Source organism: Streptomyces sp. NPDC029151 (assembly GCF_055564315.1).
On sequence record NZ_JBVHWQ010000006.1, the window covers coordinates 34,249 to 58,126 of the forward strand.

General features: G+C 71.3%; 24 protein-coding genes. 9 read left to right on the forward strand and 15 right to left on the reverse strand.

Annotation, left to right across the window (positions count from 1 at the left end):
- Positions 1-38 precede the first annotated feature (38 nt).
- The gene (locus tag ACZ4VF_RS22440; protein ID WP_467928044.1) at positions 39-1,559 is read left to right on the forward strand and encodes an LCP family protein; all 1,521 of its coding nucleotides are present in this window, start codon (positions 39-41) and stop codon (positions 1,557-1,559) included.
- 46 nt (positions 1,560-1,605) lie between these two features.
- Here ACZ4VF_RS22440 and ACZ4VF_RS22445 read toward each other — a convergent pair whose 3' ends face one another.
- A complete protein-coding gene (locus tag ACZ4VF_RS22445) occupies positions 1,606-2,166 on the reverse strand; it encodes an acyl-CoA thioesterase (protein ID WP_467928046.1) in 561 nt (186 codons plus the stop codon).
- A gap of 119 nt (positions 2,167-2,285) precedes the next feature.
- Between ACZ4VF_RS22445 and ACZ4VF_RS22450 the strand changes: the two genes are divergently transcribed.
- Positions 2,286-3,566, forward strand: coding sequence for an LCP family protein (locus ACZ4VF_RS22450; protein ID WP_467928047.1), 1,281 nt, complete (start codon positions 2,286-2,288; stop codon positions 3,564-3,566).
- A 63-nt stretch (positions 3,567-3,629) separates the two neighbouring features.
- On the opposite strand, the gene ACZ4VF_RS22455 is transcribed toward ACZ4VF_RS22450, so the two are convergent.
- The 3 genes from ACZ4VF_RS22455 to ACZ4VF_RS22465 form a co-directional block, all read right to left on the reverse strand.
- On the reverse strand, positions 3,630-3,977 hold the full coding sequence (locus tag ACZ4VF_RS22455) for a four-helix bundle copper-binding protein (RefSeq protein WP_388320293.1): 348 nt from the start codon (positions 3,975-3,977) through the stop codon (positions 3,630-3,632).
- Positions 3,978-4,161: 184 nt separating this feature from the next.
- The gene (locus ACZ4VF_RS22460; RefSeq protein WP_467928048.1) at positions 4,162-4,554 is read right to left on the reverse strand and encodes a VOC family protein; all 393 of its coding nucleotides are present in this window, start codon (positions 4,552-4,554) and stop codon (positions 4,162-4,164) included.
- Between the two features lie 20 nt (positions 4,555-4,574).
- A complete protein-coding gene (locus tag ACZ4VF_RS22465) occupies positions 4,575-4,940 on the reverse strand; it encodes a VOC family protein (protein ID WP_467928049.1) in 366 nt (121 codons plus the stop codon).
- Between the two features lie 86 nt (positions 4,941-5,026).
- Here ACZ4VF_RS22465 and ACZ4VF_RS22470 point away from each other — a divergent pair, with 86 nt between their 5' ends.
- Positions 5,027-5,533 carry a CGNR zinc finger domain-containing protein gene (locus tag ACZ4VF_RS22470; RefSeq protein WP_467928051.1) on the forward strand — a complete coding sequence of 169 codons (507 nt, stop codon included), beginning with the start codon at positions 5,027-5,029 and terminating at the stop codon, positions 5,531-5,533.
- Positions 5,534-5,630: 97 nt separating this feature from the next.
- Here the strand turns inward: ACZ4VF_RS22470 and ACZ4VF_RS22475 are convergent, their stop codons facing one another.
- Positions 5,631-6,974, reverse strand: a complete 1,344-nt coding sequence (locus ACZ4VF_RS22475) for a UDP-glucose dehydrogenase family protein (RefSeq protein ID WP_467928052.1) — start codon at positions 6,972-6,974, stop codon at positions 5,631-5,633.
- Positions 6,975-7,155: 181 nt separating this feature from the next.
- Here ACZ4VF_RS22475 and ACZ4VF_RS22480 point away from each other — a divergent pair, with 181 nt between their 5' ends.
- On the forward strand, positions 7,156-8,313 hold the full coding sequence (locus tag ACZ4VF_RS22480; protein WP_467928053.1) for an acyl-CoA dehydrogenase family protein: 1,158 nt from the start codon (positions 7,156-7,158) through the stop codon (positions 8,311-8,313).
- Between the two features lie 199 nt (positions 8,314-8,512).
- Here the strand turns inward: ACZ4VF_RS22480 and ACZ4VF_RS22485 are convergent, their stop codons facing one another.
- A complete protein-coding gene (locus tag ACZ4VF_RS22485) occupies positions 8,513-9,688 on the reverse strand; it encodes a tyrosine-type recombinase/integrase (protein ID WP_467928055.1) in 1,176 nt (391 codons plus the stop codon).
- 144 nt (positions 9,689-9,832) lie between these two features.
- Here ACZ4VF_RS22485 and ACZ4VF_RS22490 point away from each other — a divergent pair, with 144 nt between their 5' ends.
- The 3 genes from ACZ4VF_RS22490 (at position 9,833) to ACZ4VF_RS22500 (ending at position 11,373) form a co-directional block, all read left to right on the forward strand.
- Entirely contained in the window at positions 9,833-10,402 is a 570-nt protein-coding gene (locus tag ACZ4VF_RS22490; protein WP_467928056.1) for a hypothetical protein, read from the forward strand.
- 411 nt (positions 10,403-10,813) lie between these two features.
- On the forward strand, positions 10,814-11,176 hold the full coding sequence (locus ACZ4VF_RS22495) for a hypothetical protein (RefSeq protein WP_467928057.1): 363 nt from the start codon (positions 10,814-10,816) through the stop codon (positions 11,174-11,176).
- Between the two features lie 2 nt (positions 11,177-11,178).
- Positions 11,179-11,373, forward strand: coding sequence for a hypothetical protein (locus tag ACZ4VF_RS22500; RefSeq protein ID WP_467928058.1), 195 nt, complete (start codon positions 11,179-11,181; stop codon positions 11,371-11,373).
- 101 nt (positions 11,374-11,474) lie between these two features.
- On the opposite strand, the gene ACZ4VF_RS22505 is transcribed toward ACZ4VF_RS22500, so the two are convergent.
- From ACZ4VF_RS22505 to ACZ4VF_RS22520, 4 genes are all read right to left on the reverse strand, one after another.
- Positions 11,475-12,578, reverse strand: coding sequence for a dipeptidase (locus ACZ4VF_RS22505; protein WP_467928060.1), 1,104 nt, complete (start codon positions 12,576-12,578; stop codon positions 11,475-11,477).
- 125 nt (positions 12,579-12,703) lie between these two features.
- A complete protein-coding gene (locus ACZ4VF_RS22510; RefSeq protein ID WP_467928622.1) occupies positions 12,704-13,897 on the reverse strand; it encodes a dipeptidase in 1,194 nt (397 codons plus the stop codon).
- Positions 13,898-13,902: 5 nt separating this feature from the next.
- Positions 13,903-14,427 (reverse strand): 5-(carboxyamino)imidazole ribonucleotide mutase, encoded by a 525-nt coding sequence (purE, locus tag ACZ4VF_RS22515; protein ID WP_467928061.1) that lies wholly within the window; start codon positions 14,425-14,427, stop codon positions 13,903-13,905.
- Positions 14,424-15,563, reverse strand: a complete 1,140-nt coding sequence (locus ACZ4VF_RS22520) for a 5-(carboxyamino)imidazole ribonucleotide synthase (protein WP_467928062.1) — start codon at positions 15,561-15,563, stop codon at positions 14,424-14,426. The genes purE and ACZ4VF_RS22520 overlap by 4 nt, the downstream gene beginning before the upstream one ends.
- Before the next feature lie 183 nt (positions 15,564-15,746).
- On the opposite strand from ACZ4VF_RS22520, the gene ACZ4VF_RS22525 reads away from it, so the two are divergent.
- Positions 15,747-16,250, forward strand: coding sequence for a GtrA family protein (locus ACZ4VF_RS22525; protein WP_467928063.1), 504 nt, complete (start codon positions 15,747-15,749; stop codon positions 16,248-16,250).
- 61 nt (positions 16,251-16,311) lie between these two features.
- Here ACZ4VF_RS22525 and ACZ4VF_RS22530 read toward each other — a convergent pair whose 3' ends face one another.
- Entirely contained in the window at positions 16,312-17,583 is a 1,272-nt protein-coding gene (locus ACZ4VF_RS22530; RefSeq protein WP_467928065.1) for an ATP-binding protein, read from the reverse strand.
- Between the two features lie 35 nt (positions 17,584-17,618).
- Complete coding sequence (locus ACZ4VF_RS22535) at positions 17,619-18,296, reverse strand: response regulator transcription factor (RefSeq protein ID WP_189294696.1); 678 nt, start codon at positions 18,294-18,296, stop codon at positions 17,619-17,621.
- Between the two features lie 528 nt (positions 18,297-18,824).
- On the opposite strand from ACZ4VF_RS22535, the gene ACZ4VF_RS22540 reads away from it, so the two are divergent.
- Positions 18,825-20,330, forward strand: a complete 1,506-nt coding sequence (locus ACZ4VF_RS22540) for a peptide MFS transporter (RefSeq protein WP_467928066.1) — start codon at positions 18,825-18,827, stop codon at positions 20,328-20,330.
- Positions 20,331-20,408: 78 nt separating this feature from the next.
- Here ACZ4VF_RS22540 and ACZ4VF_RS22545 read toward each other — a convergent pair whose 3' ends face one another.
- The 3 genes from ACZ4VF_RS22545 to ACZ4VF_RS22555 are packed head-to-tail and all read right to left on the reverse strand — an operon-like array spanning position 20,409 to position 23,604.
- Positions 20,409-21,740 (reverse strand): hypothetical protein, encoded by a 1,332-nt coding sequence (locus ACZ4VF_RS22545; protein ID WP_467928067.1) that lies wholly within the window; start codon positions 21,738-21,740, stop codon positions 20,409-20,411.
- 2 nt (positions 21,741-21,742) lie between these two features.
- Positions 21,743-22,912, reverse strand: coding sequence for a hypothetical protein (locus tag ACZ4VF_RS22550; RefSeq protein WP_467928069.1), 1,170 nt, complete (start codon positions 22,910-22,912; stop codon positions 21,743-21,745).
- Positions 22,909-23,604 (reverse strand): hypothetical protein, encoded by a 696-nt coding sequence (locus ACZ4VF_RS22555; protein WP_467928070.1) that lies wholly within the window; start codon positions 23,602-23,604, stop codon positions 22,909-22,911. The genes ACZ4VF_RS22550 and ACZ4VF_RS22555 overlap by 4 nt, the downstream gene beginning before the upstream one ends.
- Between the last annotated feature and the right edge of the window lie 274 nt (positions 23,605-23,878).

Sequence of the window (23,878 nt, forward strand, 5' to 3'; positions counted from 1 at the left end):
ACGGATCCCACGTACGGCCTCGTCCGGAGGTGTCCTCCTTGCCCAGTCCGCCCCGGTCCCCCTCCCCCACTGGCACGAGCGCGGCAGGCGCCCCCAGGCAGCGGCGCCGCCCGCAGCCGCCCCGCCGGGTGCCGCACCAGTCCGAGCGGCCGGTGCGGTCCGTCCGGCCGCCGCGGCGGCCGCGCTGGGCCATGCGGGCGGTCACCACGCTGTCGGTGGTGGTGCTCGCCTCCGCCGGGATCGGGCACGCGGTCGTCACCAGCCTGGACGCGGGCATCGCCCGCATCGACGCCTTCAAGGACATGAAGAACCGGCCCCAGGCCGGCCACGGCATGAACCTGCTGCTGGTCGGCACCGACGGCCGCGACAAGGTCAGCGAGAAGGACCGGCGCGCCTACCGGCTGGGCGGGCAGCCCTGTCACTGCACCGACACCATGATGATCGTGCACATCTCCGAGGACCGGGAGCGGGCCACGGTGGTGAGCCTGCCGCGCGACTCCTACGCCGAGATGCCCGCGCACGTCGACCAGAACTCGGGGCGGCGGCACGGCCCGCACCCGGTCCGGCTCAACGCGGCCTACGCCGAGGGCGGCCCCCAGCTGACCATCCGCACGGTCGAGAACATGACCCACGTGAAGATCGACCACTACCTGGAGGTCGACTTCACCAGCTTCATGCGGACCGTGGACGTGCTCGGCGGGGTCCGGGTGTGCACGCCGACGCCGCTGAAGGACAGGTACACCGGGCTCGACCTCGCTCCGGGCACCTACACCCTGCGGGGCGGGCAGGCGCTCCAGTACGTGCGCGCCCGGCACCTCGACGGCGCCAGCGACCTGGGCCGGATGAAGCGGCAGCAGCGGTTCCTGGCCGCGCTGCTCGACAGGGCGACCTCCTCCGGGGTGCTGCTGAACCCGATGCGGTTCCGGGACGTGACCCGGGCGGTGCTCGGCTCGGTCCGCGCCGACGCGGGCTTCGGCACCGACGAGCTGCTCGACCTCGGCCGGGCGATGCGGAACTTCGCGCCGTCCTCGTCGGAGTTCACCACCGTCCCCATCGGGCAGATGAACTTCCCGGTCAAGGGCATCGGCTCGACCCTGAAGTGGGACCCGGCCAAGGCGGAGCAGCTGTTCCGGTCGCTGCGCGACGACAAGCCGCTCAGCGTGGACCGGCCGCACCGCGACCCGGGGCGTGCCCCGGTGCCGGTGGAGGTGGCCCCGGACACGATCCGGGTGCAGGTGGCGAACGGCACCGGCACGATCGGGCTGGCCAAGCGGGTCGACGCGGCGCTCGCGGCGACCGGCTTCGCCACGACCCGCCGGCCGGTGACCGCGCCCACCCACGTGCCGCGCACGGTGATCCTCTACGACCCCCGCTGGGACCGCTCCGCCCGCTCCCTGGCGTCGGCCCTGCCGGGCAGCGAGCTGCGGGCGGTGCCGGGGCAGGGTCCGCTGCTGAAGGTGACGGCGGGCGCGGACTTCAAGAACGTACGGAAGGTGCGGTTCGAGGATCCGGCGCAGCCGGAGGACAGCGTGGTACGGGGCAACGAGGTGGTGTGCTGACGCTCACGGTCCTCGCTGCGGGCGCTCACGGTCCTCGCTCGGGTTCCTAGTCCTCGAATCCCTCCGCCGCCCGCTTCTCCCGCAGTTCCCTGATCGCCCGGCGGCGGGCCAGGCGGTGCGTGCGGCGGATCTGGGCCTCCTGGTAGCGGCGGCGGTCGCGGTCGGTCTCCGGTACGACCGGAGGTACGCGGCGCGGCTTGCCGTCGGCGTCGACGGCCGCGAAGACGAGGTAGGCCGAGCCGACCTGGGTGGCCGGGGCGGACTCGTTCCACCGCTCGGCGAGGACCCGGACGCCGATCTCCATGGAGGTCCGGCCGGTCCAGTTCACCTGCGCCTTGACGTGGACCAGGTCACCGACGCGGACCGGCTCCAGGAACACCATCTCGTCCATGGAGGCGGTGACGGCGGGACCGCCGGAGTGCCGGCCGGCCACCGCGCCCGCCGCGTCGTCGACGAGTTTCATGATCACTCCGCCGTGCACGGTCCCCAGCAGGTTGGTGTCGCTGTGGGTCATGATGTGGCTGAGGGTGGTGCGCGAGGCGGACGTGGGCTTGCCCGGGATGTCCGGTTCCACCTCCGGATCCCTGTCCGTGGCCTGGTCTGTCATGCCCTCCACCCTATGCCGACGGCGCATTCGCGGAATTTGTGTCGGGTTCGCAACAGCAGCGCCCTGATTTTCCGACATCCCTTGTCGAGCACGTATCGGCGCCCTGCACACTGGGGCGCATGAATGACTGGCCCGAGGGATGGTCCGACGACAACCGTGGCCCGCGCTACGGACGCGGCAGTGCCGGCGCACAGCCGGAGGGTGCCCGTGTGATGCGTCAGGTGCGGCGCGGCCCGGCGACGCCGCCGTACGCGGCCGGTGTGCCGCAGCAGCCGTCGTACGTCGACGGCCAGGGGCACGAGGAGGGCGCGGGCTACGGCGACTACGACAGCGGCTACAACACGGGCCAGGTCTACGGCGGCGCCGGCGGCCGCGGCCCGGGCGGTACCGCGGGTACGCCCACCCGGGCCCCGCGGCCCGCGCCGAACTGGCGGCGCCGGATCAAGTGGACGGCGATCACGCTGGCGAGCCTGCTGGTCGTCACCTCGGTCGCGACCTACTTCTGGGCCGACTCCAAGCTGCGCCGGGAGGTGGACCTGTCCAAGGTCATCGACCGGCCGGAGGCGGGCGAGGGCACGAACTACCTGATCGTCGGCTCGGACAGCCGTGAGGGCATGTCCAAGGAGGACGAGAAGAAGCTGCACACCGGCGGTGCCGAGGGCAAGCGCACGGACTCGATGATGATCCTGCACGTCGGCGACAACGGCGACACGCTGATCTCGCTGCCGCGTGACTCGGACGTGGTGGTGCCGTCGTACCAGGGCTCGACGTCCGGGAAGACCTACCCCGCGCAGGGCCGGCACGCGAAGCTGAACGCGACCTACGCCGAGGACGGGCCGACGCTGCTGGTCCGCGCGATCGAGGCCAACACCGGGCTGCACATCGACCACTACGTGGAGATCGGATTCCAGGGCTTCGCGAGCATCGTGGACGCGGTCGGCGGCGTCGACATCACCATCGACAAGGGCTTCAAGGACAAGTGGTCCGGCGCCGACTTCAAGGCCGGCAAGCAGACCCTGGACGGCCAGCAGGCGCTCGCCTTCGTCCGTACCCGGCACGCGTTCGCCGCGTCCGACCTGCAGCGCACCAAGAACCAGCAGAAGTTCCTGGCCGCGCTGGCCCACCAGGTGGCCACGCCGTCGACGGTGCTGAACCCGTTCAAGTTCTACCCGACCATGGGCGCGGGCCTGGACTCGCTGATCGTCGACAAGGACATGTCGCTGTGGGACCTGGCCTCGATGTTCTGGGCGATGAAGGGCGTCAGCGGCGGTGACGGCACGTCGATGAACATGCCGATCTCCGGTTCCTCCGGCGGCAACCTCGTCTGGGACAAGGCGAAGGTGAAGACGCTGGTGGACGAGCTGAACAAGGACGAGAAGGTCACCGTCTCCGGCAACTGACACCGTCGCGCGCACCGGGCCGAGGGCACCCCGCGGGGTCCCCTCGGCCGTGTCGCGGTGGGCTCACATGCTGGCGCCCGCCATCGCCCGGCAGGTCTCCGCGCAGCGGCGACACGCCTCGGCGCAGCGCATCATCTGCTGGTCGTCCGGCATGGACATACACGCCTCGGCACACATGTCACAGGCCCGCGCGCAGACCGCGCACATGTCGCCGGCCATGGGAGAGCGCCGCATCATCATGTCGGCGCACATGCGGGTCGTCTCGGAGCAGTCCATGAGCGCACGCATGACCTGCATCTGCGCCTGGCCGCCCTGCTGCATGCAGGAGCTCATGGTCTCCTCGCACATGTTGTGGCAGTTCATGCAGGCGTCGATGCAGTCCTGCATCTGCTGGGTCAGGGCAGGCATCATTCCGGACTGGGTCACGGCTCCTCCTCGGAGGCGGTGGGACCCGGGCCGGGTCCCGTGTGCTTCCGTCCTACGACGAGGAGCGGTGTCCCGCACGTCGGGGTACGGCTTCCTGCCCCCCCACCCGCCGGGGCTGCCTCGGGGCCGGACGGGTGCATCGCTCCGCCCGGCCCGGCCGGAGGGCGTGTCACGACCGCTCGATCCGGCACAGGCAGAACGGGTGGCCGGCCGGGTCGGCGTACACCTGGAAGTCCTTCTTCTCCCGGTCCTCCAGGTCCAGCGGGCGGGCGCCGAGCGCGAGGACCCGTTCGTGGGCCGTGTCGACGTCCGCCCAGGTCGGGCCCGCGTCGAAGTCCAGGTGCAGTTGCTGGCCGTTGCGGTCCGCGCGCGGCCAGTCCGGCGGGGTGTGCCCCTCGGCCCGCTGGAAGGCCAGCCGCGGCCCGTCCGGGACCTGGAGGACGACCCAGTCGTCGTCCTCCGGCTGCGGTGTCCCCCCGGCCACCGCCGCGTAGAAGGCGGCCAGCGCGTGCGGATCGGGGCAGTCGAGGACGACGTTGCGGAGCCGGGCCACGGACGCCATGGTTTCTCCTCCCGAGCAGGTCAGCATGCACAGAGGCAGAACGGGTGCCCAGCCGGGTCGGCGTAGACACGGAACGTCCGCTCCCGGTCCTCCGCGTCCAGCGGCCGGGCGCCCAGTTCCAGCACCCCCTTCTCGGCCGTGTCCAGGTCGTCCACCACCAAATCCAGGTGGAACTGCTGCGAGTGGTCCGCCGCGGGCCACTGCGGCGGCACGAACCCGGGCGCCTTCTGGAAGGCGAGCGCCGGCCCGCCCGGCACCTTCAGGTCGACCCACTCGCTCCCGGAATCCCCCTCCACCGTGCCGCCGAGCACACCGGCGTAGAAGCCGGCCAGCGCGCGGGGGTCGGGACAGTCCAGCACCACGACGTCGAGCTTGGCGAGAGCCATGACTACCTCCTCCTGACGTTACCCACAGAGGCGGGTAACCGGTAACGGTTACTGCATGCTCCCGCATCGGAGGTAACGTCGCAAGCATGAGCGAGAGATCGGCCGCTCCCGGTGGCCTGGCCCTGGTCGAGGCCCTGGTGAACACGCTGGACATCGAGACGGGCGCCGACTCGCTGGAAACGCCGGAGGGCCGCGCCCGGCTGGGGATCACGCAGGACGGCCTGGCCGAGGCCCGGGAGCTGCGCGAGTCGCTGCGGGCGGCACTGCTCGCCCACGCCGGCCACCCCCCGCACCGCGCGGTGACCCCGCTGAACGCCCTGCTGGCGCGGGCCCCGCTGTACGTCGCCGTGGACGAGGAGGACGGCTCGGCACGGCTCACGCCCGCCGACACGGGCCCGCTGACCTCCCGGGTCGCCGCCGCCGTCGCCGAGGCGCTGGTGGCCGGCACCTGGGCCCGGCTCAAGGCGTGCGAGGCCGAGACCTGCCACTGGGCGTACTACGACCGCAGCCCCGCCGGCCGCGGCCGCTGGTGCTCGATGCAGGTGTGCGGCGCCCGCGCGAAGATGCGGCGGTACCGGGCGAAGGGCGCGTGAACCCGCACGGTGTGGTGCAGAATGCGGACAGACGCCGGTTCGGCCGACTGAGCCTCGGCCGAACCGGCGTCGCCACACGGATCTCCGCTACGAGTCCCTACGCCGTGGGCCGGCCCATCGCCCGGTACGTCCAGCCGGCCCGCCGCCACAGCTCCGGGTCGAGGGTGTTGCGGCCGTCGAGGATCACCCGGGCGGTCGCCGCCTCGCCGAGCGCGGCCGGGTCCAGCTCGCGGAACTCCTGCCACTCGGTCAGGTGCAGCACGATGTCGGCGCCCCGGACGGCCGACAGCGCCGAGTCGGCGTAGCCCAGCGTCGGGAAGACCTTGCGGGCGTTGTCCATGCCCTTCGGGTCGTAGACGGTCACCTGGCCGCCCTGGAGGTGGATCTGGCCGGCCACGTTCAGCGCGGGCGAGTCGCGGACGTCGTCCGAGTCGGGCTTGAAGGTGGCGCCGAGCACCGCGACCCGCTTGCCGAGGAAGGAGCCGCCGCCGAGCGCCTCCCGGGCCATCTCGACCATCGCGCCGCGCCGGCGCATGTTGATGGAGTCGATCTCGCGCAGGAAGGTCAGCGCCTGGTCGGCGCCCAGCTCGCCCGCGCGGGCCATGAACGCCCGGATGTCCTTGGGGAGGCAGCCGCCGCCGAAGCCGATGCCGGCGCGCAGGAACTTGCGGCCGATCCGGTCGTCGTACCCGATGGCCTCCGCGAGCTTCGCCACGTCACCGCCGCCGGCCTCGCACACCTCGGCCATCGCGTTGATGAAGGAGATCTTGGTGGCGAGGAAGGAGTTAGCGGCCGTCTTCACCAGCTCGGCGGTCGGGAAGTCGGTGACGACGAACGGCGTGCCCTCGCCGACCGGCCCGGCGTACACCTCGCGCAGCAGCTTCTCCGCGCGCTCGCTGCGCACGCCCACGACGATCCGGTCCGGGTGCAGGGTGTCCTGGACGGCGAAGCCCTCGCGCAGGAACTCCGGGTTCCAGGCCAGCTCGGCGTCGGCGCCGGCCGGGGCGTGCCCGGCGAGGTAGGCGGCCAGCCGGTCGGCGGAGCCCACCGGCACCGTCGACTTGCCGACGACCAGGGCGGGGCCGTGCAGATGCGGGGCGAGGGAGGCGATCGCGGAGTCGACGTAGCTCATGTCGCACGCGTACTCGCCGTGCTTCTGCGGGGTGTTCACGCACACGAAGTGCACATCGCCGAAGGCACCGGCCTCGGCCCAGTCCACGGTGAACCGCAGCCGCCCGGTGGACCCCTCGATCCCGGCGACGTGCCGGCGCAGCAGGTCCTGGAGCCCCGGCTCGTACATGGGTGTCTCGCCGCGCTCCAGCATGGCGATCTTCTCCGGTACGACGTCCAGGCCCAGCACCTCGAAGCCCAGCTCGGCCATGGCCGCGGCGTGTGTGGCGCCGAGGTAGCCGGTGCCGATCACGGTGATCTTCAGGCTCATGGATGCGCTCCAGCTCGGGTACGTCGGTGATGCGGCCCCTGAGCATAGTCGGGCGCCCCGACGGGCAATTTCCCCGCTGTCGCGTAGCTCACGTAGGCGGGGTCGGAGCGGGGCTCTAAAATTTGAGTTACTTAACGGTAATTAGCGTCAGTATCACTGCGTCTTTGGAGCGTGAGAGACCGTGGCCGGATCGGCTGACTTCGACCTGTACCGCCCGTCCGAGGAGCACGACATGCTCCGGGACGCCGTCCGTTCCCTGGTCGAGGCGAAGATCGCGCCGTACGCCGCGGCGGTGGACGAGGAGGCCCGCTTCCCGCAGGAGGCCCTCGACGCCCTCGTCGCCAACGACCTGCACGCCGTGCACGTACCGGAGGAGTACGGCGGCGCCGGCGCCGACGCGCTCGCCACGGTCATCGTGATCGAGGAGGTCGCCCGCGCCTGCGTCTCCTCCTCCCTCATCCCCGCGGTGAACAAGCTCGGCTCCCTCCCGGTGATCCTCTCCGGCGGCGAGGAGCTGAAGAAGAGGTACCTGACGCCGCTGGCCAAGGGCGACGCGATGTTCTCGTACTGCCTCTCCGAGCCGGAGGCGGGCTCGGACGCGGCCGGCATGAAGACCAAGGCCGTCCGCGACGGCGACCACTGGGTGCTCAACGGCGTGAAGCGCTGGATCACCAACGCGGGCGTCTCCGAGTACTACACGGTCATGGCGGTCACCGACCCCTCCAAGCGCTCCAAGGGCATCTCCGCGTTCGTCGTGGAGAAGTCGGACGAGGGCGTCTCCTTCGGCGCCCCGGAGAAGAAGCTCGGCATCAAGGGCTCCCCGACCCGCGAGGTCTACTTCGACAACGTGCGCATCCCCGCCGACCGCATGATCGGCGAGGAGGGCACGGGCTTCCTGACCGCCATGAAGACGCTGGACCACACCCGCATCACCATCGCCGCGCAGGCCCTCGGCTGTGCTCAGGGCGCCCTCGACTACGCCAAGGGCTACGTCCAGGAGCGCAAGCAGTTCGGCAAGGCGATCGCCGACTTCCAGGGCATCCAGTTCATGCTCGCCGACATGTCGATGAAGATCTCCGCGGCCCGCGCCCTCACCTACCAGGCCGCCGCCGCCTCCGAGCGCGGCGACGCCGACCTCACCTACCTGGGCGCCGCCGCCAAGTGCTTCGCCTCGGACGTGGCGATGGAGGTCACCACGGACGCCGTCCAGCTCCTCGGCGGCTACGGCTACACCCGCGACTACCCGGTGGAGCGCATGATGCGCGACGCCAAGATCACCCAGATTTATGAAGGCACGAACCAAGTTCAGCGGATCGTCATGGCAAGGAACCTTCCCTAGCAGGGTTTTTGCAGGTCAGGCGCTGTTTCGACGGCCCGGCGAGTCGGTCACGGCTTCCTGTCCGTTGCGGCCCGATCAGGCCCGGTCCTGGGCGTCATGCTGGGGAAATCCTGGGTAGACGCCAGGCCGGAAACGGCCTCTGACCTGCATAAACAGCTCAGCCCCCGGCGCGTGGCCGGGGGCTGTAGTTGTAGGCGGATCAGGCGACCTCTGATGCCTCCGTGGGATCGTCAGCGCCGGGCGTCAACATCGTTGCGATGGCGGCCCGGCCGCGCTGCTCGGCCCCTTCAAAGATGTAGTGGTAGTGCTCCCTCAGCACGTCCGTACTGCTGTGGCCCATCCAGTCGGCCACATCGTTCTCGGGGACTCCGGCGTACAGCAGCCGTGATCCGTAGTAGTGCCGGAGCGAGTGAGCCTTGCAGTACTCCACCCGCCCCTTGCTCAGAGCCTCCATCCAGATCTTCGGGTAGAAGTACGACGCGTAGAGGTAGCCAGTCCGCGTCACGTTGGGGAAGAGAAGCCGCTCAGGCCCCCATACACCGTGGTTCTTGATGTGCCGCCGAAGCTCGAAGGCGACGTTCGGCGGGAGGGGGACCGTTCGCCCTGGCTCGCCTTCGTCACGAGCCTTGATGTGACGACGCTGGATCGCGCTGTTCTTCCCCGACTCGGTGTCTCCGTCCTCCGCAATCTGGAAGTCGACGCGAAGAGTCTCGGCCTTGAAGTCGATCTGGTCGCGGGACACTGCCATCGCCTCACCCAGCCGCAGGCCGCATCCGGCCATGAGCCACAGCATCGCGCGGTAACGGGCAGGGGCGGCATCCAGCATCGCCAGGACTTCCCGCGTCGTGAGCCGCCTTGCGGTGCTCTTCTGCTCCCGGATCTCCTTGGCGCGGCTGCCCGCGCCCTTGACCTTCTTGCACGGGTTCCGGCCGACGATCTCGTTGACGACAGCCCAGTCCATCATCCCGGAGAAGAACGAGAACCGCTGACGCCGTGTGCGCGCGGACAGCTTCCGGTCCTGCTCCATCCACAAGAGCCACTGCTCTACATCAGCGACCTTCAGGGACACGATGGAACGGGCCTTGAAGAACGGCTCAATGGTCGTTTTGAGGATCGACCGGTACTGCTTCTTGGTGCTGTTCTCCAGCCTCCTTTGATTCGCCCACTGCTCCCACACGGCCGTCACGGGCTGCTTGCCCAAGTGGTCGTCCAGGTAGGTCCCGGCTTCGAGTTCCTGCTCCTTGCGCTTGCGCAGGTCGCCATCCCGCTTCTTGGTCTCGAACGTCTTCTGCCGTTGCCTGCCGTACGGGTCGTACCAGTACGTCGTCCACTTCTTCGGGTCGTCCTTCGACCGCGCGACCCATGCCCTTGCCACTGAGGCGACCCCCTCCTGCTGTTGCCGACGTACGAGCCCGCCCCGCCGTCGCGCCGGTCACTCCCCGGCGTTCAAGTCTGCACACTGACCACCCTGGGCTGTCAACACAGGGTGGAACACCCTGGGTGTGTTAATTTGAGTGATATGGAAGCGGATGACAGCGGGTTCGAGATCACTCAGCAGCAGGGCGCCTGGGTGGTCCGCATGTGGTGGCCCGCGGGACCGGTCAACGGGGGACCACAGCGGATCACCATCGAGCCGGCCGAAGATTCCCCTGCTCGCGAGGTGGCACGGGGTATCTCGACCACTGTCCTGCGCAGGCTCGACATAGCCGCAGCCCTAAAGCTGGCCAAGCAGGCTCCCGATGCCCAGCGGACGTTGGAGGAGGCGGCAGGGAAGCTGAACGAGATGGGAGAGGCGGCGGGGCTCACCCTGGAGGGCGAAGGCGTCTCAGAGCGGTACTTGACCCTGCTTGTAGCCACATACACGGCCATGGCGGATTTTGGGGCTCCTGCGCCCATTCCATGGCTCGCCCGGCTCATCGGCCGCCGACCTGAGACGGTGAAGGATCACCTGAAGCGGGCCAGAAGGGACGGCTTCCTGACCACAGTTGCCGGTAAGGCGGGTGGAGAGTTGACGGACAAGGCCAAAGCAGCACTTGAGGAAATGGCTGAAGCAGGTAGCCAAGGCGCTGAACTACCTAGCACTTCATAGAGCGGGAGCGCCTGGCCGGGGAGGCACGAGCCCTCCCCGGCAAAGGCGGGAACGAATTCAGGATCACGGGGTGGGCGGAGTGCCGCCGCGACGAACGCGCCCTTCGAGGTCGCGTGGCCGCCAGTCCTCGGGTCTCGCACCTCTTCAACCGCTCTCCGCCTGTGCCAATGACTACGCCGCGCTGCTCGGCGAGTGCCCGTTCACCGGGCAGACGGGCTCCAGGCTGCGGCTTCCCCGTTGCCGCTTCGAGTGAGACGGGTCAGCTCCTCGCGTGCCATACGAACCCCCGGCGTGCTTACCTCGGTTCGGCCGTCACGCAGGGCGGCCGCCTTCACGAGCCCCCCTCTTCTGGTTCACCGATCAACAACTTGTGATCACCGATCACACAAACCATGTGGGGGCCACATCTATATGCAGACGCTCACGGATCGCTACGGCAAGAGGCGAGTATGGGCAGTCATCGGCTGTGCCTGGGCCGTGGTCATCCTGGTGGGAGTGGTCAAGACTGCTACCGACGACAGCGGCCCGGACACCTCGTCACCGGCATTCAAGGCTGGACAGCAGGACGCTGTGAAGTGGTCCTTCGAGTACGAGGACCCGGACACAGCCCTCAACGACTGCGAAGCGGGCGTGGCGCACGACCACGTGCTCTACCAGCTGGATCAGAAATCCGCCGACTGGGACGACGAACAGTTGGTTGCCTGGTCGGCCGGCTGCGTCTCTGGCCTGCGGAACCTCGGCATGAGCATCCCGCATCAGAGCTGGGAGGGCTGACCATGCCGAAGACGATGGAAGAGCTGGACAAGGAACTGAAGCGCGTCTTCGCCTCGGACGACTGGCTTCGAGAGAACAAAGACGGGGTGATCGCTGGTCTGGTCCTCTTCGAGAAGGACCTGGCCGCTCGGCTCTCCGAGCTGGACGAGGACGACCCCAGGGTGACGGGAAAGTGCCGGTCATCATGCGGGCGCTGAGGGACACCGAGGGGGCAAGGAAGAAAGCCCCCGGCCCGAAGGCCGGAACTGACTGACCGCCGCCGTCCGTACCGGGCGGAGTCCAGGACCGTCACGCCCGGCTAGGCGGGGTCCAGCTCGCTGATCCGGGCGTTCGACGCCTCCCGGCGGTGCCGGGCCGCCCGGGCCGTGGAATCCGCGCTGCGCAGGACCCGTTGTACGTTCCGCCAGGTCAGGAGGGCCAGCTCGGTCTCGGACCAGCCTCGGCGCAGCAGTTCGGCGATCAGGTGCGGGTAGCGGGAGGCGTCGGCGAGGTCACGGGGGTGGACGGCTCCGGAGTCGTAGGTGCCGGACAGGCCGACGCACTCGGGGCCCGCCACCGTGCGGACGTGGTCGAGGTGGTCGGCGACGTCCGGGACGGTCGGGCCGGTCTGCTCCGCGGTGAGCGGCACCATGCACAGCCCCTTCGCCTCGCCCAGGGCGGCGAGCAGCCCGTCGCCCAGGTTGGCCGGGTGCGGGCGCAGGGCCCGGGCGGCCGAGCGGCTGCACAGGACCGGGGTCTTGGACAGGGCGATGGTCCGCTCGGCGGTGTCCGGGGAGGCGCCGGAGACGTCGGCGAGCACGCCGAGCCGGTTCATCTCGCGCACGACCTCCTCCCCGAACCGGGTGAGTCCGGTCTCGCCCGCCCAGGCGGTGCCGGCGAGGGTGAGCACGCGCAGACCCAGGGAGCGCAGGATGCGCAGGAGGCCGAGGGAGTCGTCCAGCGCGGCGCCGGGCGCGGGGCCGAGCACCACGGCGATGCGGCCGCAGTTGCGGGCGTCGATGATCTGTCCGGCGGTGCGCACCAGCCGCAGGCCCTCCGGGTGGGACTCGACGACCGTGCGCACCAGGTCCAGCTGTTCCAGGGTCGCCGTCACCGCCCGGCCGTGGTCCGGCTCCCCGGGAAGGTGCAGGGACCAGAAGAGCGCGCCGACGTGTCCCTCGCGCAGCCGGGGCACGTCCGTGTCGATGGCGGCCTCGCCGAGCTCCAGGTCGTACCAGGGCAGGTGGCGCAGCGCCCAGGGCAGGCCGCTGTAGCCGTCGGCGACCGGGTGGGTGTCGAGCAGGGCGTGCGCCCGCTCCAGCAGCTCGCCGTCCGGCTGCCACCGGACGAAGGGGTCGTCCGGCAGGCTGTCGTCCTCGACGACCTCGGTCGTGCAGGGGATGTCGTCCTGGAGGTCGGCCATGGCGGGCTCCGTGCGTCGTCGTGGGCTACGTCGGTGAGCTACGGCGGGCTGTGGGCGGCGTACCGACACGGTCGCACGGGGCGGGGGAAGCCTCCTGGTGGGTGGGGCGTTCGGGGGTACGGCGGTCAGCCGGGCACGCCCGTGCCGTCCAGCTCCTCGATGGTGGCGAGGGAGGCGGCCCGGGTGGACTGCAGGTCCCGGGCGACGTCCTCCGCCGCGCCCAGCACCCGGACGGCGTTCTGCCAGGTCAGCTTGGCCAGGTCGGCCGTGGACCAGCCGCGGTCCAGCAGCTCGGCGAGCAGGTTGGGGTAGCCGGAGACGTCGTTCAGGCCGTCCGGGGTGAACGCGGTGCCGTCGTAGTCGCCGCCGATGCCCAGGTGGTCGATGCCGGCCACCTCGCGCATGTGGTCCAGGTGGTCCGCGACGGTGGACACCGTGGCGACCGGGCGGGGGTTGCGTTCCTCGAAGGCCCGGTGGACCTTCATCGCCTCGGCGCTGGTGTCCAGGTGGTGCAGGCCGTGGGCGCGCAGGTTCGCGTCGGCCGCGGCCGTCCAGTCCACGGCGGCCTGGAGGACGAACTTGGGCACGAACGTCACCATGGCCACGCCGCCGTTGGCGGGCAGGCGTTCCAGGACGTCGTCGGGGATGTTGCGGGGGTGGTCGCACACCGCGCGGGCGGAGGAGTGCGAGAAGATCACCGGCGCGGAGGTGGCGTCCAGCGCGTCCCGCATCGTCGTCGCGGCCACGTGGGAGAGGTCGACGAGCATGCCGAGGCGGTTCATCTCCGCCACGACCTCGCGGCCGAACGCGGACAGGCCGCCGACGTTCGGTTCGTCGGTCGCGGAGTCCGCCCAGTCCACGTTGTCGTTGTGGGTGAGCGTCATGTAGCGCACGCCGAGCGCGTGGAGGCCGCGCAGCGTGCCGAGGGAGTTGGCGATGGAGTGGCCGCCCTCGGCGCCCATGAGCGAGGCGATACGGCCGTCCCGGCGGGCCTTCTCCAGGTCGGCGGCGGTCAGGGCGGGCGCCAGCTCGGCCGGGTAGCGGTCGAGCAGCCGGCGGACGCAGTCGATCTGCTCCAGCGTCGCGGCGACCGGCTCGGGTTCCTCGCAGGGGACGTACACCGACCAGTACTGGGCGCCGACCCCGCCGGCGCGCAGCCGCGGCAGGTCGGTGTGCAGGCGTGTGCGCTGGTCGCCGGCGATGTCCAGGGCGTCCAGGTCGTAGCCGGCGTGCTTGCGCAGTGCCCAGGGCAGGTCGTTGTGCCCGTCGACCACGGGGAACTCGCGCAGCAGCGCGTGTGCTTCGTCCAGGGCGGCCACGGCGGTCACTTCCCGAAGCCGAAGCCGCTGCCCGCGCCCTCGACCTTGGCGCGCAGCCGCTTGCCCTTCTCGGTGGCCTGGTCGTTGAGGTCCTGCTGGAAGTCGCGCATCCTGTGCAGCAGGTCCTCGTCGTGCGCGGCGAGCATCCGGACCGCGAGGAGACCGGCGTTGCGGGCGCCGGCGACGGAGACGGTGGCGACCGGGACACCGGCGGGCATCTGCACGATGGAGAGCAGCGAGTCCATGCCGTCCAGGTACTTCAGCGGCACGGGGACGCCGATGACCGGCAGCGGGGTGACGGAGGCGAGCATGCCGGGCAGGTGGGCGGCACCGCCCGCGCCCGCGATGATCACCTTCAGGCCGCGGTCGGCGGCCTGTTCGCCGTAGGAGATCATCTCGCGGGGCATGCGGTGCGCGGAGACGACGTCGACCTCGTAGGGGATCTCGAACTCGTCCAGGGCCTTGGCGGCGGCTTCCATGACGGGCCAGTCGGAGTCCGACCCCATGACGATGCCAACAACGGGGCTCATTCGGTGATGGTGCCTCTCAGGTAGCCGGCTGCGTGACGGGCGCGCTCCAGCACGTCGTCCAGGTCGTCGCCGTAGGTGTTGACGTGTCCGACCTTGCGGCCGGGCTTCACGTCCTTGCCGTACATGTGGATCTTGAGCTTGGGGTCGCGGGCCATGCAGTGCAAGTACGCGGAGTACATGTCCGGGAAGTCGCCGCCCAGGACGTTGACCATCACGGTCCACGGCGCGCGCGGGCGCGGGTCGCCCAGCGGGAGGTCCAGGACGGCGCGGACGTGGTTGGCGAACTGCGAGGTGATGGCGCCGTCCATGCTCCAGTGGCCGGAGTTGTGCGGGCGCATCGCCAGTTCGTTGACGAGGACGCGGCCGTCGCGGGTCTGGAACAGCTCGACGGCGAGGTGTCCGACGACGCCGAGTTCCTTGGCGATGGTCAGGGCCATCTGCTCGGCGTGCAGGGCCAGGTCCTCGTCCAGGCCGGGGGCGGGCGCGATCACGGTGTCGCAGACGCCGCCCACCTGCCGGGACTCCACCACGGGGTAGGCGACGGCCTGGCCGTGGGGGGAGCGTACGACGTTGGCGGCGAGCTCGCGGACGTAGTCGACCTTCTCCTCGGCGAGGACGGGGACGCCCGCCTTGAACGGTTCGGCGGCCTCCTCGGCGGAGTCCACGACCCACACGCCCTTGCCGTCGTAGCCACCGCGGACCGTCTTGAGGACGACGGGGAAGCCGTCGCCCTCCTCGGCGAACCGGACGACGTCCTCCGGGTCGCCGACGATGCGGTGCCGTGGGCACGGGATGCCGAGCGCGTCGAGTTTCGCGCGCATCACGCCCTTGTCCTGGGCGTGCACCAGCGCGTCGGGCCCGGGGCGTACGGGGATGCCGTCCGCCTCCAGGGCGCGCAGGTGTTCGGTCGGCACGTGTTCGTGATCGAAGGTGATCACGTCACAGCCGCGCGCGAACTCGCGCAGCGTGTCGAGGTCGCGGTAGTCGCCGATGACGACATCGCTCACGACCTGCGCCGCGGAATCCTGAGGGGTGTCACTGAGGAGCTTGAACCTGATGCCCAACGGGATGCCCGCTTCGTGCGTCATACGCGCGAGCTGCCCCCCGCCGACCATGCCGACTACCGGGAACGTCACACCCCTAGCGTATCGGCCAAGTGGAGGAGACCGGATCCCGTCCCTCCCCTCGGCCTCTTACCCAGGGCTTCCCCGACTCTTTCCGACCCGTTTCCGTGCCGTGGCCCGGTCCGCGGGCACGGGAGGGGCCGCCCGGCTAGCATGGCAAGGTCGACAGAACCTACCGACGGGAGTTGCACAGCCATGGAACCTCGTTCCTCGGGGCTGCAACGGCTCGTACGCGAGGTGGTCAAGTTCGGGGCCGTCGGCGGTGCCGGTGTGCTCGTCAATCTCGGCGTGTTCAACCTGGTCCGGCACGTGTCCGACCTGCCGGTGGTGCGGGCCAGCATCATCGCGACCGTCGTGGCCATCGTCTTCAACTACGTCGGCTTCCGCTACTGGACCTACCGGGACCGCGACAAGAGCGGGCGCACCAAGGAACTCACGCTGTTCCTGCTGTTCAGCGCGGTCGGCCTGGTGATCGAGAACGGTGTGCTGTACCTGGCGACCTACGGCTTCGGCTGGGACAGCCCGCTGCAGAGCAACGTCTTCAAGTTCGTCGGCATCGGTGTCGCGACCCTCTTCCGGTTCTGGTCGTACCGCAGCTGGGTGTTCAAGGCGCTGCCCGCCCGGGAGGCCGTGGCGGGGGCCGAATCGATCCTCGAGCAGGAGTCGAGGCAGCAGCCGCCGAGGCAGCGCGTTCCCTGAGGGACCGCTCGGCGGACGATCCTCGCCGAACCGTGTCCGGCGCAGGCCCGGCGTGCGGGGCTCAGCGGACGGTGGGCCGGTCCTCGTCCGGCTTGTGCGCCGGGGGCGTGCGCGAAAGGAACAGGCCGAAGACCGGGGGCTGCGCCTGGAGCAGCTCCAGCCGGCCGCCGTCGGCCTCCGCGAGGTCCCGGGCGACGGCCAGGCCGATCCCCGTGGAGTTCCGTCCGCTGATCGTCCGCTCGAAGATCCGCGCGCCGAGGTCCGCCGGGACGCCCGGCCCCTCGTCGGTGACCTCGATGACGGCCTGGTTGCCGGTGACCCGGGTGCGCAGGGCGACGGTGCCGCCGCCGTGCATCAGCGAGTTCTCGATCAGCGCGGCCAGCACCTGGGCGACCGCGCCCGGTGTGCCCACCGCCTTCAGGTGCCGCTTGCCCGAGCTGACGATGGCCCGGCCGACGTTGCGGTAGGCGGGCCGCCACTCGGCGAGCTGCTGCTGGATGACCTCGTCCAGGTCGAAGGTGACGGCGGAGCCGGTCCGCGGGTCGCGGGAGTTCGTCAGCAGCCGCTGTACGACGTCCGTGAGCCGCTCGACCTGGGTCAGTGCGATGGTCGCCTCCTCCTTCACCGTCTCCGGGTCGTCGGTGAGGGTGATCTCCTCCAGCCGCATGGACAGCGCGGTCAGCGGTGTGCGGAGCTGGTGGGAGGCGTCGGCGGCCAGGCGCCGCTCGGCGGTCAGCATGCGCCCGATCCGCTCGGCGGAGGCGTCCAGCACATCGGCGACCCGGTCCAGCTCGGGGACGCCGTACCGCTTGTGCCGGGGGCGCGGGTCGCCGGAACCGAGGCGTTCGGCGGTCTCGGCGAGGTCGGTCAGCGGGGAGGCGAGCCGGTTGGCCTGCCGTACGGCGAGCAGCACGGCCGCCACCACGGCGAGCAGCGCGACCAGCCCGATGATCAGCAGGGTCCGGCCGACCTCGCGGGTCACCGAGGAGCGGGGCTCCTGCACGGTGACGGTCTCGCCCTCCTCGCCGTGCTGCGTGGAGTGGATGGTGTCGCCCTCGGGCCTGCTGCCGATCTCGATGGGCGGCTTGCCGGGCATGCGGATGACCGCGTACTGGTCCTTGCTGACCGGGTTGCGCAGGACGTCCGCGTTGACGTTCTCGGCGGCGAGGATCCGGCTGTCCACGATGCTGGCCAGCCGCACCGCCTCGGACTCCACCCGTTCCTGGGCGCTGTTGCCGATCGTCCGCGTCTCGACGATCACGAGGGAGACGCCGAAGACCGCGATCACCACGAGGACGACGGCGAGGGTGGACTGGATGAGACGTCGGCGCATGGTCCGTTACCTGTGGGGAGTCGCCGGGGCCCGGCTCAGCTCTTCTCGAAGCGGAAGCCGACCCCGCGCACCGTCGCGATGTACCGGGGGTTCGCCGCGTCGTCGCCGAGCTTCTTGCGCAGCCAGGAGATGTGCATGTCGAGGGTCTTGGTGGACGACCACCACGTGGTGTCCCAGACCTCGCGCATCAGCTGGTCCCGGGTCACCACCCGGCCGGCGTCCCGCACCAGCACCCGCAGCAGGTCGAACTCCTTGGCGGTGAGCTGGAGTTCCTCCTCGCCCATCCACGCCCGGTGCGACTCGACGTCGATCCGCACCCCGTGCGTGGCCGGCGGCTGCTGCGGCTCGGCGGCGCCGCGCCGGAGCAGGGCCCGTACCCGGGCGAGCAGTTCGGCGAGCCGGAAGGGCTTGGTGACGTAGTCGTCGGCGCCCGCGTCCAGGCCGACGACGGTGTCCACCTCGTCGGCCCGCGCGGTCAGGATGAGGATGGGTACCGTGTGGCCGTCGGCGCGCAGCCGGCGGGCCACCTCCAGGCCGTCCATGCCGGGCAGGCCCAGGTCCAGCACGACCAGATCGACGCCGCCCTGCATTCCGGCGTCGAGCGCGGCGGGTCCGTCCTCGCGCACCTCGACCTCGTAACCTTCCCGGCGCAGGGCGCGGGCCAGCGGCTCCGAGATGGACGCGTCGTCCTCGGCGAGCAGTACACGGGTCATGAGGTGATGGTAGACCGCCCGGGCGAGGTGCCGGGGTGTGATCGGTTCCCCCGCTTCTTACCTTCGTGCGCCACTGGTACGAACCATTGACCTGGGGATGCGATCGTAGGGGAGACCTTCGAAACGCGTTCCGCGGTTCCCGCGACACCTGTGATCCGCGTCTCAAGTCCTTCCATATCCGGCAGTGTCCTGCCGTATGGTGACCTGAACGCCTGTAGTACACCGGGGACCTTTGGCGGGCAGTGGACGCTGAAGGTCTCTTTTGTGTGCGGGCTGACCAAGATCACTTGATCAGCCTTGAAAGGAATGACCTCTGGCCGGGCTCCGGACGCACCTACGCGTCGAGGGGCGTGGATCCCGGTGGTCGCCGTCCGCCACTCCGTGATCCGGAGCGGACTCCCCCTGGGCGTGGGGTGGACGACCGACCTGCCGGTGCCGGCCGCCCCCACCGGGCGCGCAACTCCCCAAGCTCGGCCGCGCCGAGCAGGGGGACCCCCGACCGCGCGTCCCGACCAGCAAGGAACGACCATGGCGTCCAGCCTGACGAAGGACTCGGTCCGCCCGGGCACCCCCGGTTCCGAGAAGACCTTCTTCGGCCACCCCCGCGGCCTGGCCACCCTCTTCATGACCGAGATGTGGGAGCGTTTCTCCTACTACGGCATGAGGGCTCTTCTCCCGCTGTACCTGGTGGCCCCGGGTGGCCTGCACCTGAGTGCGGGCACGGCGAGCGCCATCTACGCGGTGTACCTGTCGCTCGTGTACCTGCTCGCCCTGCCGGGCGGCTGGTTCGCCGACCGTCTCCTCGGCCCCCGCAAGACGGTCGCCGTCGCGGGCGGGATCATCATGCTGGGCCACCTGTGCCTGGCGCTGCCGGCCGCCGCGAGCTTCTACGTCGGCCTGGTGCTCGTCGCCATCGGTTCGGGTCTGCTGAAGGCCAACATCTCCACGATGGTCGGCCACCTCTACGACGGCCCGCAGGACCCGCGCCGCGACGGTGGCTTCACGCTCTTCTACATCGGCATCAACCTCGGCGCCTTCGTCGCCCCGCTGGTCATCGGCACCATCGGTGAGGACGTCAACTGGCACCTGGGCTTCGCGCTGGCCGCCCTCGGCATGGCGCTGGGTCTCGTCCAGTACCTGCTCGGCGGACGCCACCTGAGCGCGAAGAGCAGCGAGGTCCCCACCCCGCTGACGCCCGCCGAGAAGGCGGCCACCCTGCGCAAGGGCCTGATCTGGCTCGCCGTCGCCGTGGTCTTCTACGGCGTCGTCGGCGGCACCGGCCACTTCACCCTGAACTGGGCGCTGATCCCGCTCACCCTCGTCGGCCTGATCGTGCCGATCCTGGTCATCTCCCGCATCCTGCGGGACAAGGAACTGGACTCCGCCGAGCGGTCGAAGGTGTCGGCGTACATCTGGTTCTTCGTCGCCGCCGCCGTCTTCTGGATGATCTACGACCAGGGTGGCTCGACGCTGTCGCTGTTCGCCAAGAACAGCGCGGAGAACTCGGTCCTCGGCTGGGACTTCCCGGTCTCCTGGTACCAGTCGGTCAACCCGGTCATGATCATGGCCCTGGCGCCGGTCTTCGCCTGGCTGTGGCTGTGGCTGAACCGCCGCGGCAAGGAGCCGAGCACGATCGTGAAGTTCGCCTCCGGCCTGGTGCTCGTGGGTGTGTCCTTCTTCGTCTTCCTCGCCCCGCTGTCGATCGCCGAGGGCGGTCACAAGGCCGCGGCGATGTGGCTGGTCGCGATCTACTTCGTGCAGACCATCGGTGAGCTGACGCTCTCTCCGGTCGGTCTGTCCGTGACGACGAAGATGGCGCCGAAGAAGTACGCCTCGCAGATGATGGGTGTCTGGTTCCTCGCGGTGACCGCGGGCGACTCCGTCACCGCCCTGCTGTCCAACCCCGCCGTGGGCGGCGTCAACCTCGACAAGATGGGCTTCGTCGCCCTGGAGGCCGTGCTCGCCGTGGTCGCCGGTGTCGCGGTGTGGATGTACCGCGGCAAGGTGAAGAAGATGATGGGCAGCGTCAACTAGCCGCTTCCGCCCTCCCGGCCCGAAGAGGGCCACCGCGTCTCCGGGACGCGGTGGCCCTCTCGCCGTGTGCGGGGGCGGCTAGCGCGTCCTGCGCCGTGCGGGCAGCACCGTGAAGATCGCGCCGCCCAGCAGGATCGCCGTGCCCGCCACCAGGCCCAGGGCCTTCAGGGCGCCGTGGTCGCCCGCGCCGGTCTCCGCGAGGCCGCCGTCACCGCCGTCGCCGCCGCCCGTCCCGGCGGCGCCCGACGAACCGCCGGCTGACCCGCCGGCTGACCCGCCCGAGGAGCCGGACCCGCCCGACGTGGACGTGCCGCCCGCGGCGCCGCCCGGCTGCCCGGTGGTGTCCAGGCTGAGGGAGACTTCCGTCTTCACCGGCGTGCACGTCGTGGTCGTCCCGAGCGCCTCGACCGTCAGCACGCCCGGGGACAGCGTCGAGGTGCCGCTCGCGCCCGGCTTGTAGGTGCCGGTGAGATCGGGGATCTCGATCGGGTCGCCGGCCTTGACCGGGCCCGTGTTCGTCGGCCCCTCCACGTGCACGGTGCCCTTGTCGGCGCCGCCCAGCACCACCTCCATGGACGGTTTCACGGAGTCCTTCGGGATCTCGGCGGGGCTGTCCATCACCGACTTCCCGAACCGCACCGTGAGGGCGTAACTCCCGCCGTCCTTCCTGGCGTCGATCCGCACCGGCGAGGTCGCGCTCCTGTCGCCGATCGGGGTCTTGCAGGCGTACGGGATCCGCACCTCCTTGCCGGTGAAGTCGGTCTGCCCGGTGCCGCCCGTGGCGGTGGCCGTCGCCGTGGCGGTCCTGGTCGGGGTCGCCGTCCTGGTCGGGGTCGCCGTCCTGGTCGGGGTCGCGGTCGCCGTGCCGCCGGCCGCCGCCACTTGGATCGTCGCCGCCTTCCGCACGGCCTCCTTCGGCGTGCACTCGGTGTCGGTCGACATCGCGTTGACCGTGTACGCGTCCGGTGTGAGCGTCACCTCGCCGGCCGCCGTCAGCTTCACGCTGCCCTTCATGTCGGACAGCACCATCGCACCGCCCTTGGGGATCGCGGGGTTCTCCCGCGGGCCCCGCATCGCGATGCCGCCGGTCTGCGCACCGGCCGCCTTCAGCACGCCGGACGGCTGCACCGAGTTCGCGGGCAGGTCGATGATGTCCGGGTTCCTGGACGCGGCCTGGACGAACTTCCACACGATGTCCACCGTGTCGCCCACCTTGGCCGTGGCCGGCGCGGTGATCTCGACCTTCGTGGTGCCGTCGACGGGGTCGATGCCCGCGGGCGGCACGCAGTGCGTGGCGTACGCCACCTCGGCCGCCTGCGCGGGGGCCACCGCCGCGCCCAGCAGGACGCCCGCCGCACAGAACACCAGCAGGGTGCCCGTGCCCCCGGCCGCCGTACCTCTCCTTCGCATGCTCACCTGGGTCCCTTCGTGGTGGGAGTCGTCGGACTCGTCGGGCTGTCGTCGTGCGGTGCGGAGGACCGGCCGGCCGGGCCGCCCGGAGCGGAGTCCGGGGCGAACCACGGCAGGGTCGGAGCCGGGGCGGCCGGGCGGGCCGAGGGGGCCGTCGCGGCGGTGGGCGCAGTGGGCGCCGCGGCGGAGCGGGGGCCGGGGGTGCGGGAGCGCCGGAGCGGCAGGCTCAGGGGTGCCCGCGGACGCAGGGGTGACGGGCGCGGGCGCGGGGCGGGCCGGTGGCGGGCACCGTGGGGGCGGCGCGGACGGACGCGGTCCACCACGGCCATGCCGACCCGGAACAGCGCCGCCGGCACGACCAGGCAGAGCAGGATCCAGAACAGCGTCACGCCCCACGGCCGGCCCACGCCCCACGGCTGCTCGGCGAGCACCCGGCCGCCGTACCGCAGGGTCACGGTGTAGTCGCCGTGCGCCCCCGCCGACAGCTCGACCGGGAGCTTGACCTGCGCCTTCTTCCCGGGGGCCAGGGTGCCGTGCCATTGCCGCTCGTCCCACTCCGGGGCGAAGACGCCGTGCGCGGTGCCGACCTGGAACACCGGGTCGCGGATCGGGCTCGTACCGGTGTTGCCGACCGTGAGGACCAAGGTGCGGGCGGGCGGCGCCCCGAACCAGGTCAGGAACCCGCTCGACCCGGTGAGCCGGGTGTCGGACAGCACCGCGAGCCGGCCGGCGGAGCGCTCGGCGGGCAGCGGGGCCACGGGGTGCCCGGCGACCTCCAGCACGGCGTCCGCCTCGGCCCTGGCGCCGGTGACCGTGGCGACGTGCACCACGCAGGGGCAGGGTACGGGCGGCTCGGCGACCGGCAGTTTCCGGTCGAAGGCGCCGTGGGTGTCGGTGGTCACGGCCCGTCCGTCGCCGTTGGCGCAGGAGTTGGTGCCGCCGACGACCCCCCGGGCCGGGGTGGCCCGCCCGCACACCAGCACCATCAGCAGCGTTCGAGGCCGCCAGCCGCTGCCGCTGACGGTGACCGCCCCGCCGACGCCGGCCTGCCCCGCCGACAACCGCACCCCGGGTCCGTCCGCAGCCCGCCCCGTCCCGGCCGTCCCGGCCAGGGCCAGCAGCACGGCGGCCACCAGCGGCAGGCCCCGCCTCACCCGCCCGAGCCGCCTCACGACACCGCTCCCGCCGTGCCCGGCCGGTGCGCGGGGCGTCCACGCAGGAGTACGGCCGTGGCCGGGGAGCTCGCGGTGTCCCGCGCACCGCCCGCCGCCGCGACCGTCGGCCGTAAGCGCGCCTCCCCCGACAGCGGCCGGCCGGACCCCGGCTCGCCGAACGCGCGCCGGGCGCCCGGGGGCAGCCGCACGGGCAGGGTGCGCGGGGCACGGTCCGGGACCCGGCCGAAGACCCCGTCGGCACGCACCGCGAGCTTCGGCACGAGGACGGTCGTACCCCGGTCGACCAGGTCGTACGTGATCCGGTCGGCGTGTACGGCCAGGTGCTCGACGCTCAGCGCGACGAGCGCGGGACCGCCCACGCGCAGCCGGACCGGCACGGTCGCGGTACGGCCGTGCGCGTCCCGAGCGACGATCGCGCCGGCACGGTCGCCGGGCGGGGCGCTCCGCGGCACCGTCACGGTGAAGGGCACCTCGGCCCGGGTGCGGGCCGGGACGGTGAGGGCGGTACGGCCGAGGGTCGCCGGCACATCGGAGCCGCGCAGCCGGACCGTCACCGGGGTCCGGCCCCGGCTGGTGAGCAGGACCAGGGTGGCGAGGGCCAGCGGCGCGCGTGGGGGTGAGGGCAGGGCCGGCAGGGGCGATGGGGGTGGGGATGGGGGTGGCCCGGGGGTGCGGGCTGCGGTCGGCATGGGCGGCTCCAGCGGTGGTGGCCGGACGGTTCAGCGGGGCGGCGCCGGGGCGGTCGGGCGGGCTGGCGGACGAGGCGAGGCTGGTGAGGTGGCGGGTGGGGCGGGTGACCGGGGCGGGCCGGGCGTCGAGGCGCGGTTGGTGGGGGCAGGTGACCGGAACGGGCGGGGCGTCGAGGCGAGCTGGTGGGGGCAGGTGACCGGGGCGGGCGGGGCGTCGAGGCGCGGTTGGTGGGGGCAGGTGACCGGAACGGGCGGGGCGTCGAGGCGAGCTGGT